Origin of the sequence: Pantoea sp. Lu_F5_004 (assembly GCF_051136245.1) — a bacterium.
Lineage (GTDB): Bacteria > Pseudomonadota > Gammaproteobacteria > Enterobacterales > Enterobacteriaceae > Pantoea > Pantoea agglomerans.
On sequence record NZ_CP194946.1, the window covers coordinates 2,077,642 to 2,100,532 of the forward strand.

Below are 22,891 nucleotides of genomic sequence, written 5' to 3' on the forward strand. Positions count from 1 at the left end.
GCCTCCTTACAGCATGTTTTTGGATTTAAGGAAATCACGCGCCACGGTTTCCGGTGACTGATGATCGATATCGACCCGCTTGTTCAGCTCCGTTATCGCCTCATCGGTGATCTGCGCAGAAAGCTGATTAAGCGCGGTATCCAGCCCCGGATGGCTCGCCAGCACATCCTGACGCACAACCGGCGTCACGTTGTAGCTTGGGAAGAAGTGCTTATCATCCTCCAGTACTTTCATGTCGAAGCCCTTAACCCGGCCATCGGTGGTGTAGATCAGACCGGCATCCACGAATCCATCGCGAATCGCGTTATAGACGAGGCCCGGGTCCATCTGGCGGATCTGCGGGCGATCCAGCGTCAGGTTGTAGGTTTTCTGCAGCGGCTTCATGCCGTCTGAACGACCCGAGAACTCCAGGTCCAGACCCAGTCGCCAGTTATGATCCGGGTCAGTTTTACGCACCTGCTCAATCTTCGCAACCAGCTGCGACATGGTACTGATGCCCTCTTTTTCGGCCCGTTCACGGGTCATGGCAAAGGCATAGGTGTTGTTCATTGGTGCCGGGTTAAGCCAGACCAGCCCCAGTCTGGCATCCAGCTTTTTCACCGTCTCATACGCCTGCTGTGAAGACATCGGCTGGTTGATATGGTTAAAGATGATCAGCGAGGTGCCGGTATATTCCCAGACCATATCAATCTGCTTATTCAGCAGCGCATTACGGCCAATGGTGGTGGCGATATTGCGTTTAGGCACCACCTCGAAGCCTTTCTTCTGCAGCCAGAGCACCGTCATTGCTGACAGGATATGCTGCTCGGTAAAACTTTTGGTCGCCATCACCAGCGGTGCAGCAGCCTGTGCCGTCTGGCTTAACAGCAGTGTCGCGGTCAGCGCGACAACGCTTTTCTTAATCCAACGCGTTAGCATTGCAAAGCTCCTTGTGGTCAGGCCGCGGCGTGCGGACTCAGAAAGCGGCCCAGCGCGGCCAGCATCATATCCAGTACCAGTGCCACCAGTGCAGTGGCGACGGCGCCGAGTATCAGCGTCGGAAAGTCATTCAGATAGATGCCCGGGAAGATCAGCTCGCCAAAGCTGCTGGCGCCAATCAGGAACGCCAGTGGGGCGGTGCCGACATTGATGGCGGTGGCGATGCGCACGCCAGAGAGGATGACCGGCAAGGCATTCGGCAGCTCCACCTGACGCAGACGCTGCCATTTGGTCATGCCGATGCCGTTGGCCGCTTCAATCAGCGACGGGGGAACCGCGCTCAGACCAGAAAAGGTATTGCGGACGATAGGCAGCAGCGAAGCCAGAAACAGCGCAATCAGCGCCGGACGGTCGCCAATCCCGATAATAACCATCGCCAGAGCCAGTACCGCCAGCGGTGGCAGGGTGTTACCGACATTGAAAATCTGCATCACGTACTCTGCCCAGCGACGTGCAAACGGGCGACTTAGCAGGATGCCGCTGGGGATACCGACCAGCAGAGCGAACAGCATTGACCAGAAGACTAAGAAGAGGTGTTGTTGCCCGAGATAGAGCAGATCGACTTTACGTGCGACCAGCTGATCCCAGCCAAGGCCCCAGATCAGCACCGCGATCACCGTGACCACTGCAAGCAGTGCCAGACCGGCGCGTCGGGCCAGTGAAGCATTTTGCATCGGAGAATCTCCCTGATTACGATCTCAATTGTTATAACAACCATAAACAGCCCGACAGGTACGGCAAAAATTGCCGCCGCGCCCAATACCGAAACTGCGATAAAATGTAGATAAAATGACTGTTTACCCACTCTTTTTCAGTGAATACTGAATAAGATGGTGTAATGCTATAGCAGCCCTTTATTGCACAAGCCAGCTTTTAAGCCACAAATCAGAGAGATAGAAACAGGTTAAAATGGTGTTAAAGCCGCGTAGCCGCTGGGCTAATGCGACAATAAAAAATTTTCATCGACTTCTGGTGACACTGTCACAGAGGACGCGGAAAATGCGCACGCGCGGGAAACTGCATGGTCTGTTTTTCAGCTAGCCTTGCAGATTAAAAAAGGAACCCTATGACTGAAAGCGCACAACTCCAGACCGGACATCGCCACTGGATCTTAATCGCCTGCATGCTGGCGATGTTTATGGCGGCCATAGAAGTCACTATTGTGGCCACCGCGATGCCCACCATCATTGCTGACCTCGGCGGTTTTTCGCAGTTTGGCTGGGTCTTCTCGATCTATCTGCTGACCCAGGCGGTCAGCGTGCCGCTCTATGGGCGGCTGGCGGATATGGTGGGTCGCAAAACGATGTTTTTTGTCGGCACGTCGATTTTTCTGGCGGGGTCGGTGCTGTGTGGCTTTGCTCATACCATGACCTGGCTGATCCTGTTCCGGGCGTTTCAGGGCCTGGGGGCGGGGGCGATCATGCCGCTCAGCTCCACCATCGTGGCGGATATCTATTCGCCGCGCGAACGCGCCAGCGTGCAGGGCTGGCTCTCCAGCGTCTGGGGGGTAGCGGCGATAGTGGGGCCGCTGACCGGCGCGTGGCTGGTACAGCACTTTAGCTGGTCGGTGATTTTCTGGGTCAATCTGCCCATCGGCCTGATCAGCATGCTGATGCTGTGGCGCTGGCTACCGTCGCACCAGAAGGAGGAGAAATCGCAGCCGCTGAACCTGGCGGGCAGCGGCTGGCTGATGCTCTGCGTGACGGCCTTGCTGATTGCGCTGTTGCAGGCGGAACAGCTGGGCGTCTGGCTGGTGCCGTTTCTGATCTTCTCACTGTTCGCTGGCTGGCAGCTCAGGCGCCACGAACGGCATTCAGCGGCACCCCTGTTTCCGCTGATAATCTGGCGCAGCCGGCTTATCGTGGCGGGCAATGCGGGCAACCTCATCATCGGGGCGGCCATGATGGGCATCAGCGCCTTTCTGCCCACCTGGATTCAGGGGATCAGCGGCGGTTCACCGTTACAGGCGGGCAGTGTGCTGGCGATGATGTCGATTGGCTGGCCGCTGGCCAGCACCCTCAGCGGCAGACTGATGTTGCACACCTCCTACCGCTTCACCGCCCAGCTCGGGGCGCTGTTGCTGGTGACCGGCAGTGCCTTGCTGCTGTTTTTACAGCCCGCAAGCTCACTCTATCAGGCTGGCTTTACGGCGTTTCTGATCGGTACCGGCATGGGGATGACCAGCACCACGTTCCTGGTTTCAGTGCAAAACCAGGCGGATTACCAGATTCGCGGCATCTGTACCGCTTCAATTATGTTCAGCCGGATGATCGGGTCGGCGGTAGGGACGGCGATCATGGGCGCGGTGCTGAATCTCAATCTGCAGTGGCGTTTGCCGCAGGTCGAGGATCCGGTGCAGAAGATTATGTCCGAACCCAGTCGTCAGCAGTTGCAGCCGGAAACCCTGCAGCAGATGACAGCAGCCATTGCCGCCTCACTGCACTGGGTGTTCGTGGTGGCACTGGTGATTGCGTTGTTTGCGGTGGGTGTGGCATGGATGATGCCGCGTCAGCGGCCGGAACAGGCGGACTAACAGGCAGGGCGACAGGATGTCGCCCTGATTTGAACAGAACTACTGAGCAGGTGAGTCCTGCGAACTGCCGGCACTGGCAGGTACGCTGGCTTCATTGTCACTGCCTGAGCGCTTATAAACAATTTTTTGTGTGTCGTTCTCACAATGTCCGACGACCTGACCACCCGCCTGATCAACCTGATCGTTGGCGACGATGTCGAGACTAAAACCCGACTCAGGCACACCGTTCTGAATAATTTTCTGGCTGATTTCGGTTTTTACCGATTCACAGGATGCCTGCGCCATCAGCGGCAGAGCAAATAACGCCGCGCTTAACAAAACCCTCTGTAGCTTCATCACGTCTTCCTTATGTTAGTCGTCCGTCATTACTATAGCTCAAATTTACGGCGCTACCGGGCGACCGGAACGGCGATCCAGACAACGCAGGGTGTTGGGCTCCCAGTAGGCGTTGAGATTGAGGCTCTGCTCGCACTTGTCGCGGGTATCAAACGCGCGATCGGTTTTATCAAACTCTTTTTCGACGCGGGTGTTCACTTTATTGCGCAGCATGCGCGTGTCATTCCATTGCTCTTTATCCTGGCGCGCCGCTTCATTGCTCAGCGCGGAACTGCCATCTTCGATAATCAGACGATTAGTATTCGCAGTGGCAGTGAATGCCGCAGTGGAGAGGAGAACCATCAGCACGGCAGGGATCATTTTTTTCATCACACTATCCTTTAGTTAACGCAAACATCGCCATCCACGACAGCGGTTGCAGCGGGCATGCTTAGAGCCTGGCTCATCAGGGGTCATTGAGGCAGACAGTCTGGACTCAGACAGCGCATAACAACCGGTGCGTACAGGGTGTACGTGAGGATGATGAGCACTGCCCAGGTTCAGACGGACAAATAAAACAGCCTGATGGGCCTGGCTCTTAGTATATCATCGCCGTTTCTTTGCTCACCAGCAGTGAGTCGTTTGTTTACGTTAAGGAGAGGTAAGGATGCTGATTAAAACCGCCTTGCTGTTTTTTATTACCGCGCTGGCGGAGATCACCGGCTGCTTTCTGCCGTGGTTATGGCTGAAAAAAGGCGGCTCAGCCTGGTTGCTACTCCCTGCGGCAGCAAGTCTGGCGCTATTTGTCTGGCTGCTGACGCTACATCCCGCTGCCAGCGGCCGGGTTTATGCCGCCTACGGTGGCGTCTATGTGCTTACCGCGCTGCTCTGGTTGCGGGTGGTGGATGGCGTGAAGTTAAGTGTGTGGGACTGGAGCGGGGCACTGATCGCATTCAGCGGCATGCTAATTATCGTGATGGGCTGGGGACGCGGGTAACGCCAGCCGTGAGGGCTGGCGCTGCAGGGATTTAAGGTTTATGCACTTTCAGCCCCGCCAGCGTCTGGCTGACCGGCATCATCTCAAGGCTATTGATGTTGACATGCTTAGGCAGTGTGGCCACCCAGTACACGGCTTCTGTCACATCTTCCGGCGTTAAGGCGGTAGCCCCTTCGTAGACCTGACCCGCTTTGTCATCATCGCCCTTAAAGCGCACGTTGGAAAACTCTGTGCCGCCGACCAGACCCGGTTCAATGTCGGTCACGCGCAGCGCGGTGCCGTGTAAATCAGTGCGCAGATTCAGGCTGAACTGGCGTACAAAGGCTTTAGTGGCGCCGTAGACGTTGCCACCGGCATAGGGCCAGCTGCCGGCAATCGATCCGATATTGATGATATGACCGACATCACGCTCCACCATCTGTGGCAGCAGGGCGCGGGTCATATACACCAGGCCTTTGGTGTTGGTGTCGATCATGTTTTCCCAGTCTTCGACGTTGGCCTTGTGCGCCGGTTCGACGCCCAGCGCCAGACCGGCGTTGTTGACCAGCACGTCGATATTGCGCCATTCCGCCGGTAACTGCGCCACCGCCTCTTCGATGGCGGCGCGGTTACGCACATCGAGCTGTACCGTATAAATATTCTCGCCCAGTTCATCCTTCAGCGCTTTTAAACGTTCAGCCCGTCGTCCAGTGGCAATCACTTTGTGACCATTCTCAATAAAGCGGCGGGTGATGCTTTGACCAAAACCGGCGGTTGCACCGGTGACAAAAATAATCATCTCACTGTTCCTTATGCCATTTTCAGAGTCGATGGCTTCACCATAGCATTTCATTTCCGCTTCTGCGCGTGGAAAAACGGCCTGACCTGTAAACGGATTTTAACGGGTAGCCAGCTGCGCCTTTTCAGGGCAGTTTGCACCGTTAAAGGGCAGGTTTGCGGGTAACCCGCCATACTCAAAATGATCAGGGTGCGCAATATTGAGTAGCAACCGTTTGCATTTGCTCCGCAAACGGTTGCTAAGCAAGCTGAGGCCACTTTGTTGCGCAAATTCTTTTTTTTGACTTATTTAACTGATATCTAAGGAATTTGTGCTATTTCAATTCTGGCACGCAGGTTGCAAAGAATTATTCAGATAATCATCTGCAGATATTAAATCGCGCTTTCAGAAAGGACTGCCCATGCTTTCAGCAACCGACACGGCGATACGCGCCAGCTTCTTTGACTTTACCGGCGTGGTGGATCGTCCCGATGACCTGGCCGGCCAGGCCCGCTATCTTGAGGATGCGGTGCTGCTGCTGCGTGATGGATGCGTAGTGGGGCTGGATAGCTGGGAGAATAGCGAGGCGATGCTGGCGGGGCATCCGGTCATCGACCTGCGCGGCAGACTGATCGTGCCGGGCTTTGTCGATACCCACATTCACTATCCGCAGACAGAGATGATTGGCGCATTTGGCGAACAGCTGCTGGAGTGGCTGAATCACTACACCTTCCCGGTTGAAGCGCAGTATCACTGTCCCGATCATGCTGCGCGGATGTCCGCTTTTTTCCTGCATCAGCTGCTTTCCAACGGCACCACCAGCGCGCTGGTGTTTGGCACCGTTCATCCGCAATCGGTGGAGGCGCTGTTCAGCGCCGCCGAAGCGCTGAACATGCGGCTGATTGCCGGGAAAGTGATGATGGATCGTAATGCGCCCGACAACCTGACCGAAACGCCGGAACAGAGCTACCAGCAGACCCGGGCGCTGATTGAGCGCTGGCACCAGCGTGGACGCCTGAGCTACGCCCTGACGCCGCGCTTTGCGCCGACCTCATCCCCACAGCTGCTGGAAAAAGTGCAGCAGCTGCGTCAGGAGTTCCCGGATACCTGGCTGCATACCCATCTCAGCGAAAACCCGCAGGAGGTCGCCTGGGTCAAAGAACTGTTCCCGGAGCGTGAAGGCTATCTGGATGTTTATCATCATCACCAGCTGACCGGCCGTCGCAGCGTCTTTGCTCACTGTCTGCATCTGGAAGAGAACGAATGGCAGTGTCTGCACGATACCGATTCGTCCATTGCTTTCTGTCCCACCTCAAACCTGTTTCTCGGCAGCGGCCTGTTTAACCTGAAACGCAGCTGGCAGCAGGGGGTAAAAGTGGGGATCGGCACCGATGTCGGGGCGGGCACTACCTTTAATATGCTGCAGACCCTGGGCGAAGCCTACAAGGTGGGCCAGCTGCAGCACTACCGGCTCAGCGCGGCCGAAGCCTTCTATCACGCCACGCTGGGCGGGGCGCGTGCGCTGGATCTCGACCACGTCATCGGAAATTTCAACGTCGGTAAAGAAGCGGACTTTGTGGTGCTGGATCCGGCGGTTTCTGCTCTGCAGCAACTGCGCATCGGCAACAGCAAAGATATCTGGGAAAAACTGTTTGTATTAATGACGCTCGGCGACGACCGCAATATTGCCCAGACCTGGGTTGCCGGTCGTCCGGTCTGGCAGCGCGACGCACAGGAGCAAGCCGCATGATCCAGTTTCTGTTAAACAACCAACTGGTCAGCGAGGACACGCTCGACCCCAACCTCACGGTGCTCAACTACCTGCGCACCCGTCAGCAACGCCCTGGCACCAAAGAGGGCTGTGCATCTGGCGACTGTGGCGCCTGCAGCGTGACCCTGGGCAAAGCCGTCGGGGGAACGATGCAGTATGAAACGGTTAACAGCTGCCTGACGCTGGTCTCCGCGTTACAGGGTAAGCAGCTGATCACGGTTGAGGATCTGCGTCACGGCCGCGCACTGCATCCGGCGCAGCAGGCGATGGTCGACTGCCACGGTTCGCAATGCGGATTCTGCACACCAGGCTTTGTGATGTCGCTGTTCAGCCTGCAAAAAACCGCTTCGGGCTGGGATCGCCATCAGGCAGAAACTGCGCTGGCAGGCAACCTCTGTCGCTGCACCGGCTACCGGCCGATTATGGCGGCGGCCGAACAGCTCTGCTCGCAGCCGGTGACAGACCAGTTCGATCAAGGTGCCGCAGCAACCGTGCAGCGGCTTGAGGCGCTGGCAACCCCGGAGATGCAGGAATTAGGGAGTGAGGGCCGCCGCTGCTTCCTGCCAAAAACCCCGGCTCAGCTGGCGGCGATCTATCTGGCGCATCCGGAGGCGAGGCTGATTGCCGGTGGCACCGATCTCAGCCTGCAGATTACCCAGCAGCATAAAAGAATACCGTTGCTGATTGCGCTGGAGCAGGTTGCCGCGCTCAAAGTCTGCAGCGAATTTGATGACCACTACCTGCTGGGCGCAGGGGCTTCGCTGCAGCAGGTCAGCGAATTTCTTGCCAGCCGCATTCCCGGCGTCAGCGAGATGCTGCAACGCTTTGCCTCGCTGCAAATCCGTCTGCAGGGCACATTAGGCGGCAACATCGGCAACGCTTCCCCCATTGGCGACGCCTCGCCGGCGCTGCTGGCCCTGAACGCCAGCCTGTTGTTACAGCGCGGTGAGCAGCAGCGCAGCCTGCCGCTGGATCAGTTCTTTACTAGCTATCGCCAGACCCGACTCGAAAAAGGGGAGTTTATTCGTGCTATTAGAATCGATAAGGTGACGGTGTCACCTGATTTTGTGGCCTGGAAAGTATCCAAACGGCTGGACGATGATATCTCCGCCGTGTTCGCCGCCTTTAATCTGCAGATTGAACAGGGCGTGGTCAGCAATGCCCGCATCGCCTTTGGCGGCATGGCGGCCACACCGCAGCGTGCCCGTCACTGTGAACAGGCACTCATCGGTCAGCCACTGAATGCCGTGACGGTGTCACGTGCAGCCGCGGCGCTGGCAGAGGACTTCCAGCCGCTCTCCGATTTCCGCGCCAGCAGTGACTATCGTCTGCAGGTCGCGCGCAACCTGCTGCGCCGCTACTGGCATCGCCACAACGGCGAAATAACCTGTATCGAGGTGGCCCGCTATGTCTCATAACCGTCCTGAACTCAACGAAGAGGTCATTAAGGCGCAGTATGCCGCTGATTTACAGAGCGGCGTCGGTCGCAGTAACCGCCATGAGAGCGCGGAAAAACATGTCTCCGGCGAGGCGCGTTTTATCGATGACAAGCCCGAGCTGCCGGGTCTGCTGCATCTCTGTCCGCGCCTGAGTGAGTATGCTCATGCGCGCATCCTGCATATTGATGTGCAGCCCTGTTATACCATTCCCGGCGTCGTCAGCGTCCTGACCTGGCAGGATGTGCCGGGAATCAATGATGTCGGGCCGCTGGAGCCGGGCGACCCGCTGCTGGCCCATGACAAAGTGGAGTATCTGGGACAGATCGTGATCGCGGTGGCGGCGGATTCCCCCGAGGCTGCCCGCCTTGGTGCGGCCGCTGCGGTAATTGAATATGAGGTGCTGGAACCGCTGCTGGATGTGGAACAGGCGCTGGCTCAGGGCAGCTTTGTGCAGGAACCTCACATTCACCAGCGCGGTGATGTGGAAACGGCCCTGGCGCGTGCGCCGCATCGGGTCAGCGGGGCGTTTCACATTGGCGGCCAGGAGCATTTCTATCTGGAAACCCAGACGGCAATGGTCATTCCCGGAGAAGATCAGCAGTTGCAGGTCTTCTCCTCAACCCAGAATCCCACCGAAGTGCAGAAACTGGTGGCGGAAGTGATGGGCATCAGCCTGAATCAGGTGACGATAGATATGCGCCGGATGGGTGGTGGCTTTGGTGGTAAAGAGACGCAGGCGGCCGGTGTCGCCTGTCTCTGCGCCATCGTAGCGCGCCAGACCGGCCGGGCGGCGAAGATGCGGCTTTCACGCCGCGACGATATGCGCGTCACCGGCAAACGCCATCCGTTCTTTGTGCGCTACGAAGCGGGCGTTGAAGAGGATGGGCGTCTGTGCGGCATCAAAATCGATCTGGCCGGAAATTGCGGGTATTCGCTGGATCTTAGCGGATCGATTGTCGATCGTGCCATGTTCCACGCCGATAACGCCTATTACCTCGGGGATGCGCGGGTAACCGGCTATCGCTGCCGCACTAACACCGCCTCGAACACCGCCTATCGGGGTTTTGGCGGGCCACAGGGCATGGTGGCGATTGAACAGATCATGGATCACATCGCCCGTGAGCGCGGGCTGGATCCGCTGGCGCTGCGCAAGCGTAACTACTATGGCAAGCAGGATCGCAACATCACCCATTACCACCAGCAGGTAGAGGATAACCTGCTGGATGAGATTACTGAACAGCTGGAGCAGAGCAGCGACTACCAGGCTCGCCGCGCGGAGATTAAGGCATTTAACGCCCGCAGTCCGCTGCTGAAACGCGGTCTGGCGCTGACGCCGGTGAAATTCGGCATCTCCTTTACCTCCAGCTTTCTCAATCAGGCGGGGGCGCTGATCCTGATCTACACCGACGGCACGGTGCAGCTTAACCACGGCGGCACCGAGATGGGCCAGGGCCTGAACACTAAGGTGATTCAGATTGTCGCCGAAGTGCTGCAGATTGAGATCGATAAAATTCAGATCACTGCCACCGACACCGGCAAAGTGCCCAACACCTCGCCAACCGCGGCCTCCAGCGGGGCTGACCTCAATGGTAAAGCGGCGCAGAATGGTGCTGAGATCCTGCGCGACCGCATGACCGCCATGCTCTGCGAGCTACACCAGTGCGACGCGTCGGCGGTGAGCTTCCGTAACGGCGTGGTGCGCGCCGGGGATAAACATTACACCTTCGCCGAGGTGGCGAAGCTGGCGTGGCTGAATCAGGTGCCGCTCTCCGCCACCGGCTACTACCGCGTGCCGGGGATTCATTACGACCGGGTCGCGGGTCGCGGGACGCCGTTCTATTACTACGCTTACGGTGCAGCCTGCTGTGAAGTGGTGATTGATACTCTGACCGGCGAATCCCGCCTGCTGCGCGCCGACATTCTGCATGACGTCGGCGCCTCGCTGAATCCGGCCATCGACATCGGCCAGGTTGAAGGTGGCTTTGTGCAGGGCGTCGGCTGGCTTACCTGCGAAGAGCTGGTGTGGAGTGATAAAGGCCAGCTGCTGACCGATGGCCCGGCGAGCTACAAAATTCCTGCCATCAGCGACGTTCCGGCGGACCTGCGGGTCACGCTGGTGGAGAACCGCAAAAACCCTAAAGACACGGTGTTCCACTCCAAGGCCGTTGGCGAACCGCCGTTTATGCTGGGCATCGCCGCCTGGTGTGCCCTGCAGGATGCGGTCGCCAGCGTCTCCGATTACCGCCAGCACCCGCTGCTGGACGCGCCCGCCACGCCGGAGCGCATCTTCTGGGGCGTGCAGCGCCTGACGGGAGGGGTTGATGATTTATCATGACTGGATTGGCGTGCTGCATCAGTTGCGTGAAAAACGTCAGAGCTGCGTATTAATCACCGTGCTCAGTGAGCACGGTTCGGTGCCGCGCGACAGCGGCAGCAAAATGGTGGTGACGCAGCAGGAGAGTTATCTCACCATCGGTGGCGGTCATCTGGAGTTTGAGTGCATCGCCCAGGCCAGGGCGATGCTGCAGCGCGGGGCGACCGCGCCACACACCGAGGATTTCAGCCTGGGCGCACGGCTTGGCCAGTGCTGCGGCGGCAAAACCACGCTGCTGTTTGAGCCGCTGCTGCAGGCGCAGCCGGAGATCTACCTTTTTGGCGCAGGCCATGTGGGACAGGCGCTGGTCAACCTGCTGTCAACGTTACCCTGTCATATAAACTGGATCGACAGTCGTCCGGCGCAGTTCAGCCACGTTCCCGCTGGCGTGGTGACACTGCAGCCGGACGATCCGCTCGACTGCGTAGCACAGGCACCCGCAGGCAGCTACTTCATCATCATGACCCATCATCATCCCCTCGACTTCGAACTGTGCGAGGCGGTGCTGAAGCGCGGCGATTTCCGCTATGCCGGGGTGATCGGTTCTGAAACGAAAAACCAGCGTTTCCGCTACAGGCTGGCTGGCAAGGGCGTCGCGAGCGAACCGCTGGCGCGCCTGCGCTGTCCGATTGGCCTGCCGGACGTCAAAGGCAAGCTGCCCGCCGAGATTGCGGTGGCGATTGCCGGTGAAATCATTAGCGTTTATCAGCAGCACGTCGCCTGAGTTGTCGCCTGCGCGGCAACCTGTCAGGATAAGACTTTGCGATGCCCACCAGGAGCGAACCATGAACGCCCGTCAGAATCCCTTCTTTAGCGTCAGCACACTGCCTTACCAGACCCCTCCTTTTGACCAGATTGAGGAGCAGGATTTCCTGCCCGCACTGCAGGCGGGCATTGAGGAGAAGCGTCAGGAGATTGAGGCGATCGCACTGAACAGCGACGCGCCCAGCTTTTTCAACACTTATGAGGCGCTGGAGAGGAGCGGACAACTGCTCAACCGGGTGAATCTGGTGTTCAGTGCCATGACCTCGGCGCATACCAGCCCATATCTGCAGCAGGTGGATGAGGAGATTGCGCCTCAGCTCACCGCGCTCAATGATGACATCATGCTTAACCGTCCACTGTTTTCGCGGCTCGATGCGGTCTATCTGCAGCGCGCTAAACTGGATGCCGAATCAAAACGGCTGGTCGAGGTGATCTGGCAGCGCTTTCAGCTGGCGGGGGCCAATCTGCCGGAAGCGCAGAAACAGCAGCTTAAGACCCTGAATCAGGAAGCGGCTCGCCTCGGTACCCGCTTCACCAACAGACTGCTGGCCGCCACTAAAGCGGGCGGGCTGGTCGTCGATGATCTGCAGAAGCTGGCGGGACTCTCACCGGCCGATCTGGCGGTGGCGCAGGCGGAAGCGCAGGCACGCGGGCTGGAAAAGCGCTGGCTGCTGGTGCTGCAAAACACCACCCAGCACCCCGCACTTCAGAGCCTGGCCGATCGCACAACCCGTGAAGCGCTGTTTAAGGCGGGCGTGACGCGCACTGAAAAAGGCGATGAGAACGACACCCGCGAGCTGGTATTACGTCTGGCGCAGGTCAGGGCCGAGCAGGCGCGGCTGCTGGGATTTGCCAGCTATGCCGAGTGGAAATTGCAGGATCAGATGGCCAAAACGCCTAAGGCGGCGCTGGCGTTTATGCATAACATCGTGCCTGCCGCACGCGGTCGCGCGGAGCGTGAAGCGGCGGCTATTCAGCAGACCATTGACCAGCAGCAGGGCGACTTTACCCTGCAGGCCTGGGACTGGCGTTTTTATGCCGAACAGGTGCGGCGTGCCCGTTACGATCTGGATGAGAGCCAGATTAAACCCTATTTTGAACTGAACTCGGTGCTGCAGAATGGCGTGTTCTGGGCAGCGACGCAGCTTTATGGCATCCGTTTCACGCCGCGACAGGATCTGCCGGTTTACCATCCCGACGTCCAGGTCTATGAGATTTTTGACGCCGATGAGACTCCGCTGGCGCTGTTTTACACCGACTTCTTTAAGCGCGACAGCAAAGGCGGCGGTGCCTGGATGAGCAACTTCGTCAACCAGTCCACGCTGCTCGACAGCAAACCGGTGATCTACAACGTCTGTAACTACACCAAACCGCCAGCCGGTGAACCGGCGCTGCTGAGCTGGGACGACGTTATCACGATGTTTCACGAGTTCGGTCACACGCTGCACGGTCTGTTTGCCAGCCAGCGCTATCCGAGCCTGTCGGGAACGGAAACCCCGCGCGATTTCGTTGAGTTTCCTTCGCAGATCAACGAGCACTGGGCCAGTGAGCCAGCGGTGTTCCGCAACTACGCCCGCCACTATCAGACTCAGGCGCTGATGCCCGCTGAGCTGCATGAAAAAATCGTCCGGGCCGCCACGTTCAACAAAGGCTATGAGATGAGCGAGCTGCTGGCTGCCGCGCTGCTGGATCTACACTGGCACAGCCTTAACCGTGATTCCGCGCCGCAAAGCGTGGAGGGATTCGAGCAGCAGGCGTTACAGAGCGATAATCTGGCGCTGACGGCGGTGCCGCCGCGCTATCGTTCCAGCTATTTCCAGCACATCTGGGGCGGTGGCTATGCAGCAGGTTATTACGCCTATATCTGGACGCAGATGCTCGCCGACGATGGCTACCAGTGGTTTGCGGAACAGGGCGGACTGACGCGTGAGAATGGCGACCTCTTCCGACAGAAAATTCTGTCGCGGGGGAACAGCAGCGATCTCAAAACACTGTATGAAAGCTGGCGGGGCGGGCCTCCGCAGCTTGAGCCCATGCTGAAAAATCGCGGTCTGGCGGAGTCATAACCAAAAGGGCTGTCACGCTGACTAATGCTGGTCAGTTAAGATTAGATTTGTAAAGGCTGTCACGGTCAAACGTGGCAGCTTTTTTTCCGGGCGAGCGAGTCGCAGTGCGGGCCAGCGCACCTCTGCTGCTGCCGGGCGGTCCTCGCGCCGCTCACGCGGTACCTTCGGCTTTGACGGCGTGCCGACGAACCGTTCGGGGATCGGCCCTCCGTCAGGCAGAGGAATGAAGTGAAGGAACCGCGCAGCGGCGCGAGGACCGCCAGCCCCTGTCCGGCACCAGACTGGCTATCATTTGTCGCTTAACTGACTGGCCTTAGTCACGCTGACAGCCCTTTTTGATTGGTTTTAGCCCAGCGGGCCACCTTCAATGGTTTCGCACATTCCGGCCAGCACCCGTTCACCGGTTTCGCTTTTCAGAGAGTCATACCATTCTGCCGTGATCGCCGGATCGCGCGCATGGGTGACGTCACAGCGTTTGCGCGCTTTCAGCACCAGATCTTTTACCCGTTCAACCCGTCGCGCCTGATAGCGCAGCAGTGCATCTTCAATACCCAGTGAATGAGAAGCCAGCGTCGAGGCCAGTACCACGGCATCTTCCATCGCCGCGCAGCCGCCCTGGCCGATATCGGGCGTGGTGCTATGAGCAGCATCGCCCAGCAGGGCCACGCGCCCTTTAACAAAGCGGCTGAAAGGTTCGATGTCGTGGATCTCAACCCGATTGGTGGTGTCAGGATTGATTGCCGCGATAAGCTGCTGTACCGGCTCCGCCCAGCCCTGGAAATAGCCGGTTAAGTCCGCTTTCACCGTGCTGCGATCCTGCGGCAGTCCCTTCTGCAGCGGCACATCAAAGAAAAAGTAGAATCGATTGCCGCTGACCGGCATCAGCGACACCCGCTTGCCATCACCGACAAAGGTGGTCCACTGATCGGCGGGCGCAATCCTCTCATCTATAGTGACCAGGCCATTCCAGTTAACGTAACCGGCGTAACGTCGTTCCAGCTTCTGCTCCAGCACATACTCGCGGATCACTGAATGGGTGCCATCGGCGGCAATCAGGAAATCGCCGGTGGCCTGAGTGTTGTCGGAAAAGGTGGCAATCACGCCACTGCCGGTCTGCTCGACCTGGATCACCCGCTTACCAAACTGCACCCGTTCACGCCCGAAGGTATCAATCAGCATCGCCTGCAGTTCAGCCCGCGCCACCGGACAGGGATATTCGCCAACCTGCTGCACCAGCGGCGCCATACTGAAGCGGGTCAGGGGCGCGCCGGTGTTGCCATCGTGATAGGCCATATAGGCCATGTTCCCGCCCAGCTCACGCAGCGCGGTTTTCATGCCCAGCGCATTCAGGCATTTAACACCGTTGGGCCAGATGGAAATCGCCGCGCCGACGGGCTTCATCTCCTTTACGGCTTCAAAGACCTCAACGTCAATTCCGGATTTCTCCAGCGCAATGGCACTACTCATGCCGCCAATACCGCCACCAATCACGATTGCTTTCATATTGCTCTCCTGTCTGCATACGTCAGTTCTTGCAACTTTTGTACCAGAGAGGTGGCTGTAGGGTTTATGATTTAAATAATATTATAAATCATATATTTAATTTGTGGATGGGGCATCTGTCACCCGACTGCTTCTTAAGCTGATGCACTGAATTGTGGCAAACGGGCGTGCAAAAAGGGGGCGGCTTTAACCGTGCTGCATCATTTGTTTCATTATCGCCCGTCTGTGTTTGTGATAATCATCAGCCAGTGGAACGCGCCGGGCACTTTTCAGCATGGTCATTCTTATTACTTTAAAAATTATTAACTAAAGCCTTCGGCCGATGGTTAATATTCCTGACAATTAATTAAACATTTACATAACAACTGGCGCAAATATTTTCCGAAAAATAATCGTTATATTCAATAAGGGCTTGGCCTGACACAGTTAAACACACCTGTTAATAAAAAATGAAAATTCATAACCAGACACAACTATGACTGTTTTAGCACCGTGCGCAATCATTAGCAAAAGCGTTCAGACCGCGTCATTACGGGCTTTTAGGATATTGCTCAGACACGACAGTCACGATCACGTGATATAGATCACTCCGGACACAAGGACTCTGGAAGGCGAACATGAAAATTGGAATCACGAATAACCAGTATCCGGAGCAGCGTAATATCTTAGTTAATCCGGATAACGAATATATCAATCTGAAAAAGAGCAATCTGTTCTACTTTATTAACCCGCTACGAACCCGATTGCTCAAAAAAAATAAAACCTTTGTCTTTCAGCCTGTGCCTTTTTCAGGGGCATCGCGGGCTGACATCCTGCATCTGTTCAATGAAGTTGCGATAACCCCTCAGAAGTGGGTCGCGTCGTTTGAAACGGAGCTGCCGCGTGTGTTGCCGGTGGCGGGCGTCGCCAAGCAGGATAACCCCGAGCTGAAACGCCTCATTCCTTATCTGTTAAAAGATAACTGCCTGGGGCTGATTGCCATCTCAGATGCCACCCTGAACATTCAGATGAAACTGTTCAGGCCGGATATTGCCCAGCAAATCCGCCGTAAAACCCTGGTGCTGCATCCGCCGCAGAAGCTGTTTATCCAGCAGAAAGCGCCGCGTCAGCCCGGTATTCTGAAACTGACTTTTGCCGGTAACGAGTTTTACCGCAAAGGCGGGGCTGAAGTCGTGCTGGCGATCAGTGAGCTGATTGAAGAGCGTAAACTGGAAGAGTCGCAGCTGGATGTGCAGCTGATTGGCGATCTCGCCAAGCGTCGTAACGTGGCGCACCGCCAGTTCCAGGATGATGAGATGTTCTATAGTGGCATTGAGAACCGCATCAAACGCTATCGCTGCTTCACGCATCATTCGCAGATGGATAACGGCGCCCTGATGCAGCTGTTCCGCCAGAGCGATGCCGGACTGCTACCAACCTGGCAGGAGACGTACGGTTTCTCGGTACTGGAGATGCAGGCTAACGGCTGTCCGGTGATCACCAGCAACGTGCGCGCGTTGCCAGAGATTAATCCTGCCAGCGCAGGCTGGGTGATTGCGAGTCCGCTTAACGCTGACCGTGAATACAGTATAACCTCGCCAGAGCAGAAAACGCAGCTACGCCAGTCGCTGGTGGAGGGGCTGAAATCGATACTGCTCGCTATTATCGAACGTCCTGAGATGCTGCAGGAGAAAGGTGAGGCGGCGATTCTGCGCATCAAAGATCAGCATGACACCCAGCGTTACATTGCCCGGCTCAACGATATCTACAGCCGTGGCGTGATTAATGTCACTCAACATCCCCCTGTGGTCTCAATTTGATTAGATTTCTCTGACGGGGCGCGCCAGACTGGCCATACTTAGTGCAGCGTCCCTCTGGAGAACTCTTATGAAAATGATCATCAGCCTGCTGCTGTCCGGATTACTGGGCAGCAGCGCCTTCGCTCAGCCCGCACCGCTTTTTCCGGCCCGCGCGCCCCTGGCACAGCTGACGCCCGTCGCTGCCCGCTGCGATGTCTCCGCCTGTCAGACCAACTGCTACACAGAACAATCGCACTGCAACACCCGGGACAACGGTGGCTGCAGTTCTCAGGCTCAGATGTGCGTGCAGGCCTGTGCCGACCAGTGTAAATAATTTAATTCAGTGAAGAATCCCTTAGTTGCCAATGAAAAAGTCTTTGTTTTATCTCGCGTTGTTCTCACTTTCTGCCAGCTGTGTCGCTGCCGATCTCTCTTCACAGCAGGTTACTTCTCTGGTTAAAGCCGCGATCGAACCGCTGATGGAGCAGCAGGAGATCCCCGGCATGTCGGTGGCGGTGCTTTACAAAGGCCGGGCGCAGTTTGTGAACTTCGGCGTGGCCGATCTCGAATCACGCCGCCGGGTCACGGAAAACACGCTGTTTGAGCTGGGCTCCGTGAGCAAAACCTTTACCGGCACCCTGGCCGGCGTCATGATCCGCAACGGCGAAATACGCCTTAACGATCCGGTGCAGAAGTACTGGCCGCAGCTGACCGGTGAGCAGTGGCGTCCGGTGCGGATGCTGCATCTGGCGACCTATACCGCGGGCGGCCTGCCTTTACAGTTGCCGGATGACGTCACCGATCAGGCTTCGCTGCTGCGTTTCTATCAGGAATGGCAGCCAGAAGCAGCGCCCGGCACGCTCCGGCAGTACTCTAACGCCAGCATCGGCCTGTTTGGTTCGCTGATGGTGAAGGGTGATTATGAGCAGGCGATGGCGCGAAATGTGTTTCAGCCACTGCGTCTGACGCGCACCTATATCACCGTGCCGCCCTCAATGATGCTGGACTACGCCTGGGGCTATAAAAATGGCCAGCCGGTACGGGTTTCACCCGGCATGCTGGATGCAGAAGCCTACGGCGTTAAATCCACCGCGCGTGACATGCTCACCTTTATGCAGGCGAATGTGGATCCTAACCGCCTCTCTTCGGGGAATGCCGTGCTGCGTAATGCCATTCGCACCGCGCAGGCGCGCTACTTCAAAGTCGGCACTCTGTTTCAGGGACTGGGCTGGGAGATCTACGACTGGCCGGTTACTGCCGATACGCTGATGGGCGACAGCGATAATGGTGTTGCGCTGCAACCCCGCCCGGCGACGCTGCTCAATCCGGTCGGGCCGTCACAGAGCGCCAGCTGGGTGCATAAAACCGGTGCAACCAATGGATTTGGTGCCTATATCGCCTTTATTCCTGAGAAGAACAGCGGCGTCGTGATACTCGCCAACAAGAATTACCCTAATCCGCTGCGTATAAAGGCGGCGTGGCAGATTCTGCAGGAGTTACAGCAGGAGAGGCCTGAGTAACAGGCATCAGGCTTGCTCAGCGGCAGGGTAAAGCTGGTACCGCCTGTTCATTTGCGCTAAAATAAAAATCAAATGAACAGGAGGCTGCTATGTCTATCGCCATCTACACACCCGCTCAGCATCGTCGCGACAATTCGCTGCTGCATGCCCTTAATCTGCCGGAAACACTGCCGGATGCGCACCAGCGTATTGCGGTCGGGTTCAGCAGCGGCGTGCTGAAACGCACGGCGTCGCTGTCCACCTTTGACGAGGGCTGGCTGTGCCGTCTGGCGGGCATTGATCGCACCACCTACAACCGCAAAGTCAAAGATCCGCAGCAGACTTTTTCGCCCGATCAGAGCGGACGAATCTACATGCTGATCCGCGTCCTCTCTGCCGCCAGCAAACTGTTTCGCGACGACAGGCAGCGTCTGGTGCAGTGGCTGGAAACGCCCGCCAAAGCGCTGGGCGGTAAGAAACCGGCGGAGATGACCACCACGGTGGCGGGGGCAGAAGCGGTGATTAACCTGATTGGCCAGCTTGAGCATGGCGTGATTACCTGATGGCGGTACGTTTCTTTCGCCTGGTGAAGAGTGAGTATGCGATGAGCGCCTTTGATGGTTTTGGTGCCCGCACTTACGGGGGGCGCTGGAATTCTGTGGGAACGGTCTGTGTCTATATGGGATCAAGCCGGGCGCTCTGTGTACTTGAGGCGCTGGTTCATCTCACCATTCAGGATCTGTCACACGATTACTCAATGCTGTCGATTAGCGTACCTGAATCGCTGATTACCGAGCTCTCGCTGGAGGCACTCCCCGATGACTGGCAGGCCGATCCTGCACCATCGTCCACGCGGCAGATCGGTGACGACTGGCTTGCCAGCCCGGATAACGGCCTGGTGCTGAAGGTACCCAGCACGCTGACCGGTGAGTGGAATGCGCTGTTCAATCCCCGTCATCCGGCAGCGGCTGGCATCATCAGTAAGGTGGTGGTGGAGCCATTTTTCTTCGATCCGCGTTTCCGGCTGCAGTAGGGCGCGGATTCGCCACTTTCCTTACCGCAACATCTCACATCACGCTGGTGCCTGCGATTCCGATAGCGCCTGCGCCGCACAGATCAGCGCCAGATGACTCAGCCCCTGCGGCATATTGCCGCGCCAGCTCTGGCTGCGGACGTCATACATCTCATTGAAGATATCGACGTTACCGTGGCCGTTCAGCGTAGCCAGGATCTCCTGCATCGCCTGTTCTGCCTCATCCGTCTCACCCATCTCTGCCCAGGCTTCCACCAGCCAGAAGGCGCAGGCGAGAAAGGTACTCTCTTCTTCTCTGACCCCGCTGTAGCGGTAGAGCATGGCGCTGCCGTCACCCAGTTTTTGCCGGATCGCACGGTAGGTCGACAGCATCCGCTGCGGGTTGACCGCATTGCCGTAGCCATGAACCAGCGCCAGCGATGCGTCGAGGCGATCGTCACTGCCGGCGTAAAAGAGATAAGCCTGCTGTTGCTCTGACCAGCAGTGCGACTCAATCCAGTCGCGGATACGGTCACGTTCCCGCTGCCAGCGCCCCAGCCAGGTCGGTTCGATATGCTGGCTTTCTGCCAGCGCCACCGCCCGATCCAGCGCCATCCAGCAGGCCATTTTGGAGTGGGTGTAGTGTTGCAGCTCCGGCAGTTCCCAGATGCCACAATCCTTCTGCCGCCAGTGATCGGCGCAGCAGTTCGCCAGCTCGCCCAGCATGCGCGAGGTGGTGATATCAAGCACGTGTCCCGCCTCGATAAAATGCTGCGCGGTGACCAGCATGTCGCCATACATACTGAGCTGCAGCTGGTCACGGGCATTATTGCCGACCCGCACCGGCTGAGAGTTCTGATAGCCGCTCAGCGGCGGATAACGCTCGGCGGGGACCTCATCACCATTCAGGGCATAGCAGGCGCGCAGCCTGACGCCGTGGCGCATGATAGTCTGCGACAGCCAGGAAAAGGCCGCCTTACAATCTTCCAGCGCTCCGAGATAGACGAAGGCTTTAATAATCAGGCAGGCGTCGCGCACCCAGGCGTAGCGGTAATCATAATTTTTCTCGCCGCCGATCCCCTCCGGCAGCGAGGTGGTGGCAGCAGCAGCCAGCGCGCCGGTCGGGGAGTACCAGAGAAACTTCAGCGACAGGGCAGAGCGCTTCACCAGCGCCGGGTAGCTGCCCTCATAACTCAGGCTCTCCACCCAGCTGGTCCAGCCGGTGTGGCTGGTTTCAATCCGCTGATCGATAGCCTCCAGCGGCGGCACCGCCAGCGGCTCTTTCTCGGTAATCAGCAGCGCGCAGAGCGAGCGGGAACCGGCAGCGGTGCGCAGCGTGGCGCAGACCTGCTCGTCATCCAGCTCTGTGATCTGAATATCTTCACTGGTGCGCAACATCGCCATGATCTCCGCGATGTGAAACACCTTGCCTTTCTCATTATCGGCCACCCACGGTGAACGGGTTTCGGCGGCAGTGCCGAAGCGCAGGGTGATCGCTAATTCCACTTCACCGCTGACGCCCTCTATGCGGCGAGCCAGTTCGCACCAGGGCAGACGGCCCGCCAGCGTGCTGTTAATCGATTCGGTCAGCAGCACGGTGCCATCACGGGTTTCGAAGCGGGTTTCCAGCACGTTGCTGTTATCGCGGTAGCGGCGTGAGACCTGATAAGGCGCACGCGGGACAATCTGGAAGTAGCCACCGAGTCCGGCATCAAGCAGGCGATCAAACAGGGGCTTTGCGTCGAGATTGGGCGCGCACCACCAGTCAATGGAACCGTCCGGCGCAATCAGCGCGACTGAACGGCCTTCACCAATGGCGGCATAATCACCCAGGCCCGCAAAGCCCTCTTTTCTGACCGGCGAATGAAAGATCGGGTTTTCCATAATCTGCTTCCTTATATCACGGTGGCGAGGTTTCTTAAGCGGGGCAAAAGCGGGACAAAAAAATGGCCGCATTATGCGGCCACCTGAGTGAGATTACAGCGTACCGGTGCCGCCATCAGAACACCAGACCTGCCCGGAGGAGTAACTGCTCTCGGTTGAGGCCAGGGTAACGTAGAGTGGGGCGATCTCAACCGGCTGGCCCGGACGGCCCATCGGTGAGTCGGCGCCAAACTGCTTCACTTTCTCCATCGGCTGTCCGCCACTGGACTGCAGCACGGTCCAGTATGGCCCTGGCGCGACGGCGTTAACCCGGATACCGTCGCCACCCAGCTGCTTCGCCAGGGACTTGGTAAAGGCGACGATGGCCGCTTTGGTCTGCGCATAGTCGAGCAGAATATCGCTGGGTTTAAACGCCTGTACGGACGAGGTATTAATAATAGACGCACCACGTGGCAGATATTCCAGCGCCGCTTTGGTGATCCAGAACATCGCATAAACGTTGGTTTTAAACGTCGCGTCAAAATCTTCCGTACTCAGGGTTCGGATGGACTCATTAAATTGCTGACGACCGGCGTTATTAACCAGAATATCCAGGCCACCTAATTTATCGGCTGCCTCTTTAACCAGTTGCTGACAGAATTCTTCAGAACGAATGTCGCCCGGAATAGCAAAAACTTTACGGCCTTCCGCTTCGATTAATTTAATCACTTCATCGGCGTCGGGCTGTTCTTCCGGCAGGTAGTTAATCACCACATCTGCGCCTTCACGGGCATAAGCGATAGCCACCGCGCGGCCAATACCGGAGTCGCCGCCGGTGATCAGCGCCTTGCGGCCGGTCAGTCGGCCCGTACCGCGATAGCTGGTTTCACCGTGATCGGGAACTGGGATCATTTTGCTGGCCAGGCCTGGCGCCTGTTGTGGCTGGTCCTCAAAAGGAGGTTTAGGAAATTGATCCAGATCGAGCGTCTTGTTAGTTGGTGTAGCCATTGTATGCTCCTTGAACAGAGTTATCTGAGACATTAAGCCTGGCACAAATGTGATATTTGTCACATCTGACTGCTGATTCATTGAGCAGTTAAAACCAGAAGAACTTAATAATGCAGATAAAGCGTAGACAGAAAATCGGCACACTGTGCAGTAGCGTCCGATTATTTTTCAGTGCAGGGGTGAGATATTTAAAGCGAAGCGTAAGAACGGTTGTGGATTATTTCAGGGCGTAA

At 57.5% G+C, this 22,891-nt stretch carries 20 protein-coding genes; 12 read left to right on the forward strand and 8 right to left on the reverse strand.

What is annotated here, in order from left to right:
- Positions 1-6: 6 nt before the first annotated feature.
- Together ACR8BN_RS09580 and ACR8BN_RS09585 are read right to left on the reverse strand one after the other, a co-directional pair.
- Positions 7-918, reverse strand: coding sequence for a glycine betaine ABC transporter substrate-binding protein (locus tag ACR8BN_RS09580; protein WP_010244805.1), 912 nt, complete (start codon positions 916-918; stop codon positions 7-9).
- Positions 919-935: 17 nt separating this feature from the next.
- Positions 936-1,652 carry an ABC transporter permease gene (locus ACR8BN_RS09585; RefSeq protein WP_031592378.1) on the reverse strand — a complete coding sequence of 239 codons (717 nt, stop codon included), beginning with the start codon at positions 1,650-1,652 and terminating at the stop codon, positions 936-938.
- 392 nt (positions 1,653-2,044) lie between these two features.
- Between ACR8BN_RS09585 and ACR8BN_RS09590 the strand changes: the two genes are divergently transcribed.
- Entirely contained in the window at positions 2,045-3,511 is a 1,467-nt protein-coding gene (locus tag ACR8BN_RS09590) for an MDR family MFS transporter (RefSeq protein WP_434746857.1), read from the forward strand.
- A 39-nt stretch (positions 3,512-3,550) separates the two neighbouring features.
- Here the strand turns inward: ACR8BN_RS09590 and ACR8BN_RS09595 are convergent, their stop codons facing one another.
- Together ACR8BN_RS09595 and ACR8BN_RS09600 are read right to left on the reverse strand one after the other, a co-directional pair.
- The gene (locus ACR8BN_RS09595; protein ID WP_010244813.1) at positions 3,551-3,847 is read right to left on the reverse strand and encodes a DUF1161 domain-containing protein; all 297 of its coding nucleotides are present in this window, start codon (positions 3,845-3,847) and stop codon (positions 3,551-3,553) included.
- A 45-nt stretch (positions 3,848-3,892) separates the two neighbouring features.
- Positions 3,893-4,216: a DUF1283 family protein gene (locus ACR8BN_RS09600; protein WP_010244816.1), complete on the reverse strand. Its 324-nt coding sequence runs from the start codon at positions 4,214-4,216 to the stop codon at positions 3,893-3,895.
- Between the two features lie 280 nt (positions 4,217-4,496).
- Between ACR8BN_RS09600 and ACR8BN_RS09605 the strand changes: the two genes are divergently transcribed.
- Positions 4,497-4,823 carry a YnfA family protein gene (locus ACR8BN_RS09605; RefSeq protein WP_031292947.1) on the forward strand — a complete coding sequence of 109 codons (327 nt, stop codon included), beginning with the start codon at positions 4,497-4,499 and terminating at the stop codon, positions 4,821-4,823.
- A 31-nt stretch (positions 4,824-4,854) separates the two neighbouring features.
- Here the strand turns inward: ACR8BN_RS09605 and ydfG are convergent, their stop codons facing one another.
- Entirely contained in the window at positions 4,855-5,601 is a 747-nt protein-coding gene (gene ydfG, locus ACR8BN_RS09610; protein ID WP_010244822.1) for a bifunctional NADP-dependent 3-hydroxy acid dehydrogenase/3-hydroxypropionate dehydrogenase YdfG, read from the reverse strand.
- Positions 5,602-6,001: 400 nt separating this feature from the next.
- Between ydfG and guaD the strand changes: the two genes are divergently transcribed.
- From guaD to dcp, 5 genes are all read left to right on the forward strand, one after another.
- Positions 6,002-7,330: a guanine deaminase gene (gene guaD / locus ACR8BN_RS09615; RefSeq protein WP_031592373.1), complete on the forward strand. Its 1,329-nt coding sequence runs from the start codon at positions 6,002-6,004 to the stop codon at positions 7,328-7,330.
- Positions 7,327-8,769, forward strand: a complete 1,443-nt coding sequence (gene xdhA / locus ACR8BN_RS09620; RefSeq protein WP_434746858.1) for a xanthine dehydrogenase small subunit — start codon at positions 7,327-7,329, stop codon at positions 8,767-8,769. The genes guaD and xdhA overlap by 4 nt, the downstream gene beginning before the upstream one ends.
- Complete coding sequence (gene xdhB / locus ACR8BN_RS09625; RefSeq protein WP_134159920.1) at positions 8,759-11,125, forward strand: xanthine dehydrogenase molybdopterin binding subunit; 2,367 nt, start codon at positions 8,759-8,761, stop codon at positions 11,123-11,125. Before xdhA ends, xdhB begins: the two co-directional genes overlap by 11 nt.
- Positions 11,112-11,888 carry a xanthine dehydrogenase accessory protein XdhC gene (gene xdhC, locus ACR8BN_RS09630; protein WP_109650402.1) on the forward strand — a complete coding sequence of 259 codons (777 nt, stop codon included), beginning with the start codon at positions 11,112-11,114 and terminating at the stop codon, positions 11,886-11,888. The genes xdhB and xdhC overlap by 14 nt, the downstream gene beginning before the upstream one ends.
- 61 nt (positions 11,889-11,949) lie before the next feature.
- On the forward strand, positions 11,950-13,995 hold the full coding sequence (gene dcp / locus ACR8BN_RS09635) for a peptidyl-dipeptidase Dcp (RefSeq protein WP_434746859.1): 2,046 nt from the start codon (positions 11,950-11,952) through the stop codon (positions 13,993-13,995).
- Between the two features lie 345 nt (positions 13,996-14,340).
- Here the strand turns inward: dcp and hpxO are convergent, their stop codons facing one another.
- Entirely contained in the window at positions 14,341-15,498 is a 1,158-nt protein-coding gene (hpxO, locus tag ACR8BN_RS09640) for an FAD-dependent urate hydroxylase HpxO (protein WP_039388653.1), read from the reverse strand.
- Positions 15,499-16,115: 617 nt separating this feature from the next.
- On the opposite strand from hpxO, the gene ACR8BN_RS09645 reads away from it, so the two are divergent.
- The 5 genes from ACR8BN_RS09645 to ACR8BN_RS09665 all read left to right on the forward strand — a co-directional run bounded on the left by ACR8BN_RS09645 (position 16,116) and on the right by ACR8BN_RS09665 (position 19,808).
- On the forward strand, positions 16,116-17,297 hold the full coding sequence (locus tag ACR8BN_RS09645) for a glycosyltransferase family 4 protein (protein ID WP_039388651.1): 1,182 nt from the start codon (positions 16,116-16,118) through the stop codon (positions 17,295-17,297).
- A 67-nt stretch (positions 17,298-17,364) separates the two neighbouring features.
- Positions 17,365-17,610 carry a hypothetical protein gene (locus ACR8BN_RS09650; protein ID WP_022625634.1) on the forward strand — a complete coding sequence of 82 codons (246 nt, stop codon included), beginning with the start codon at positions 17,365-17,367 and terminating at the stop codon, positions 17,608-17,610.
- A 31-nt stretch (positions 17,611-17,641) separates the two neighbouring features.
- The gene (gene ampC, locus ACR8BN_RS09655; RefSeq protein ID WP_434746860.1) at positions 17,642-18,796 is read left to right on the forward strand and encodes a class C beta-lactamase; all 1,155 of its coding nucleotides are present in this window, start codon (positions 17,642-17,644) and stop codon (positions 18,794-18,796) included.
- Between the two features lie 89 nt (positions 18,797-18,885).
- Positions 18,886-19,338, forward strand: a complete 453-nt coding sequence (gene parS / locus ACR8BN_RS09660) for a type II RES/Xre toxin-antitoxin system antitoxin (protein ID WP_010244850.1) — start codon at positions 18,886-18,888, stop codon at positions 19,336-19,338.
- The gene (locus tag ACR8BN_RS09665; protein WP_031592364.1) at positions 19,338-19,808 is read left to right on the forward strand and encodes an RES family NAD+ phosphorylase; all 471 of its coding nucleotides are present in this window, start codon (positions 19,338-19,340) and stop codon (positions 19,806-19,808) included. The genes parS and ACR8BN_RS09665 overlap by 1 nt, the downstream gene beginning before the upstream one ends.
- 39 nt (positions 19,809-19,847) lie before the next feature.
- On the opposite strand, the gene ACR8BN_RS09670 is transcribed toward ACR8BN_RS09665, so the two are convergent.
- Both ACR8BN_RS09670 and ACR8BN_RS09675 read right to left on the reverse strand, forming a co-directional pair.
- Positions 19,848-21,671: a glycoside hydrolase family 15 protein gene (locus ACR8BN_RS09670; protein ID WP_031592363.1), complete on the reverse strand. Its 1,824-nt coding sequence runs from the start codon at positions 21,669-21,671 to the stop codon at positions 19,848-19,850.
- A gap of 93 nt (positions 21,672-21,764) precedes the next feature.
- Entirely contained in the window at positions 21,765-22,658 is an 894-nt protein-coding gene (locus tag ACR8BN_RS09675) for an SDR family oxidoreductase (RefSeq protein WP_010670164.1), read from the reverse strand.
- Between the last annotated feature and the right edge of the window lie 233 nt (positions 22,659-22,891).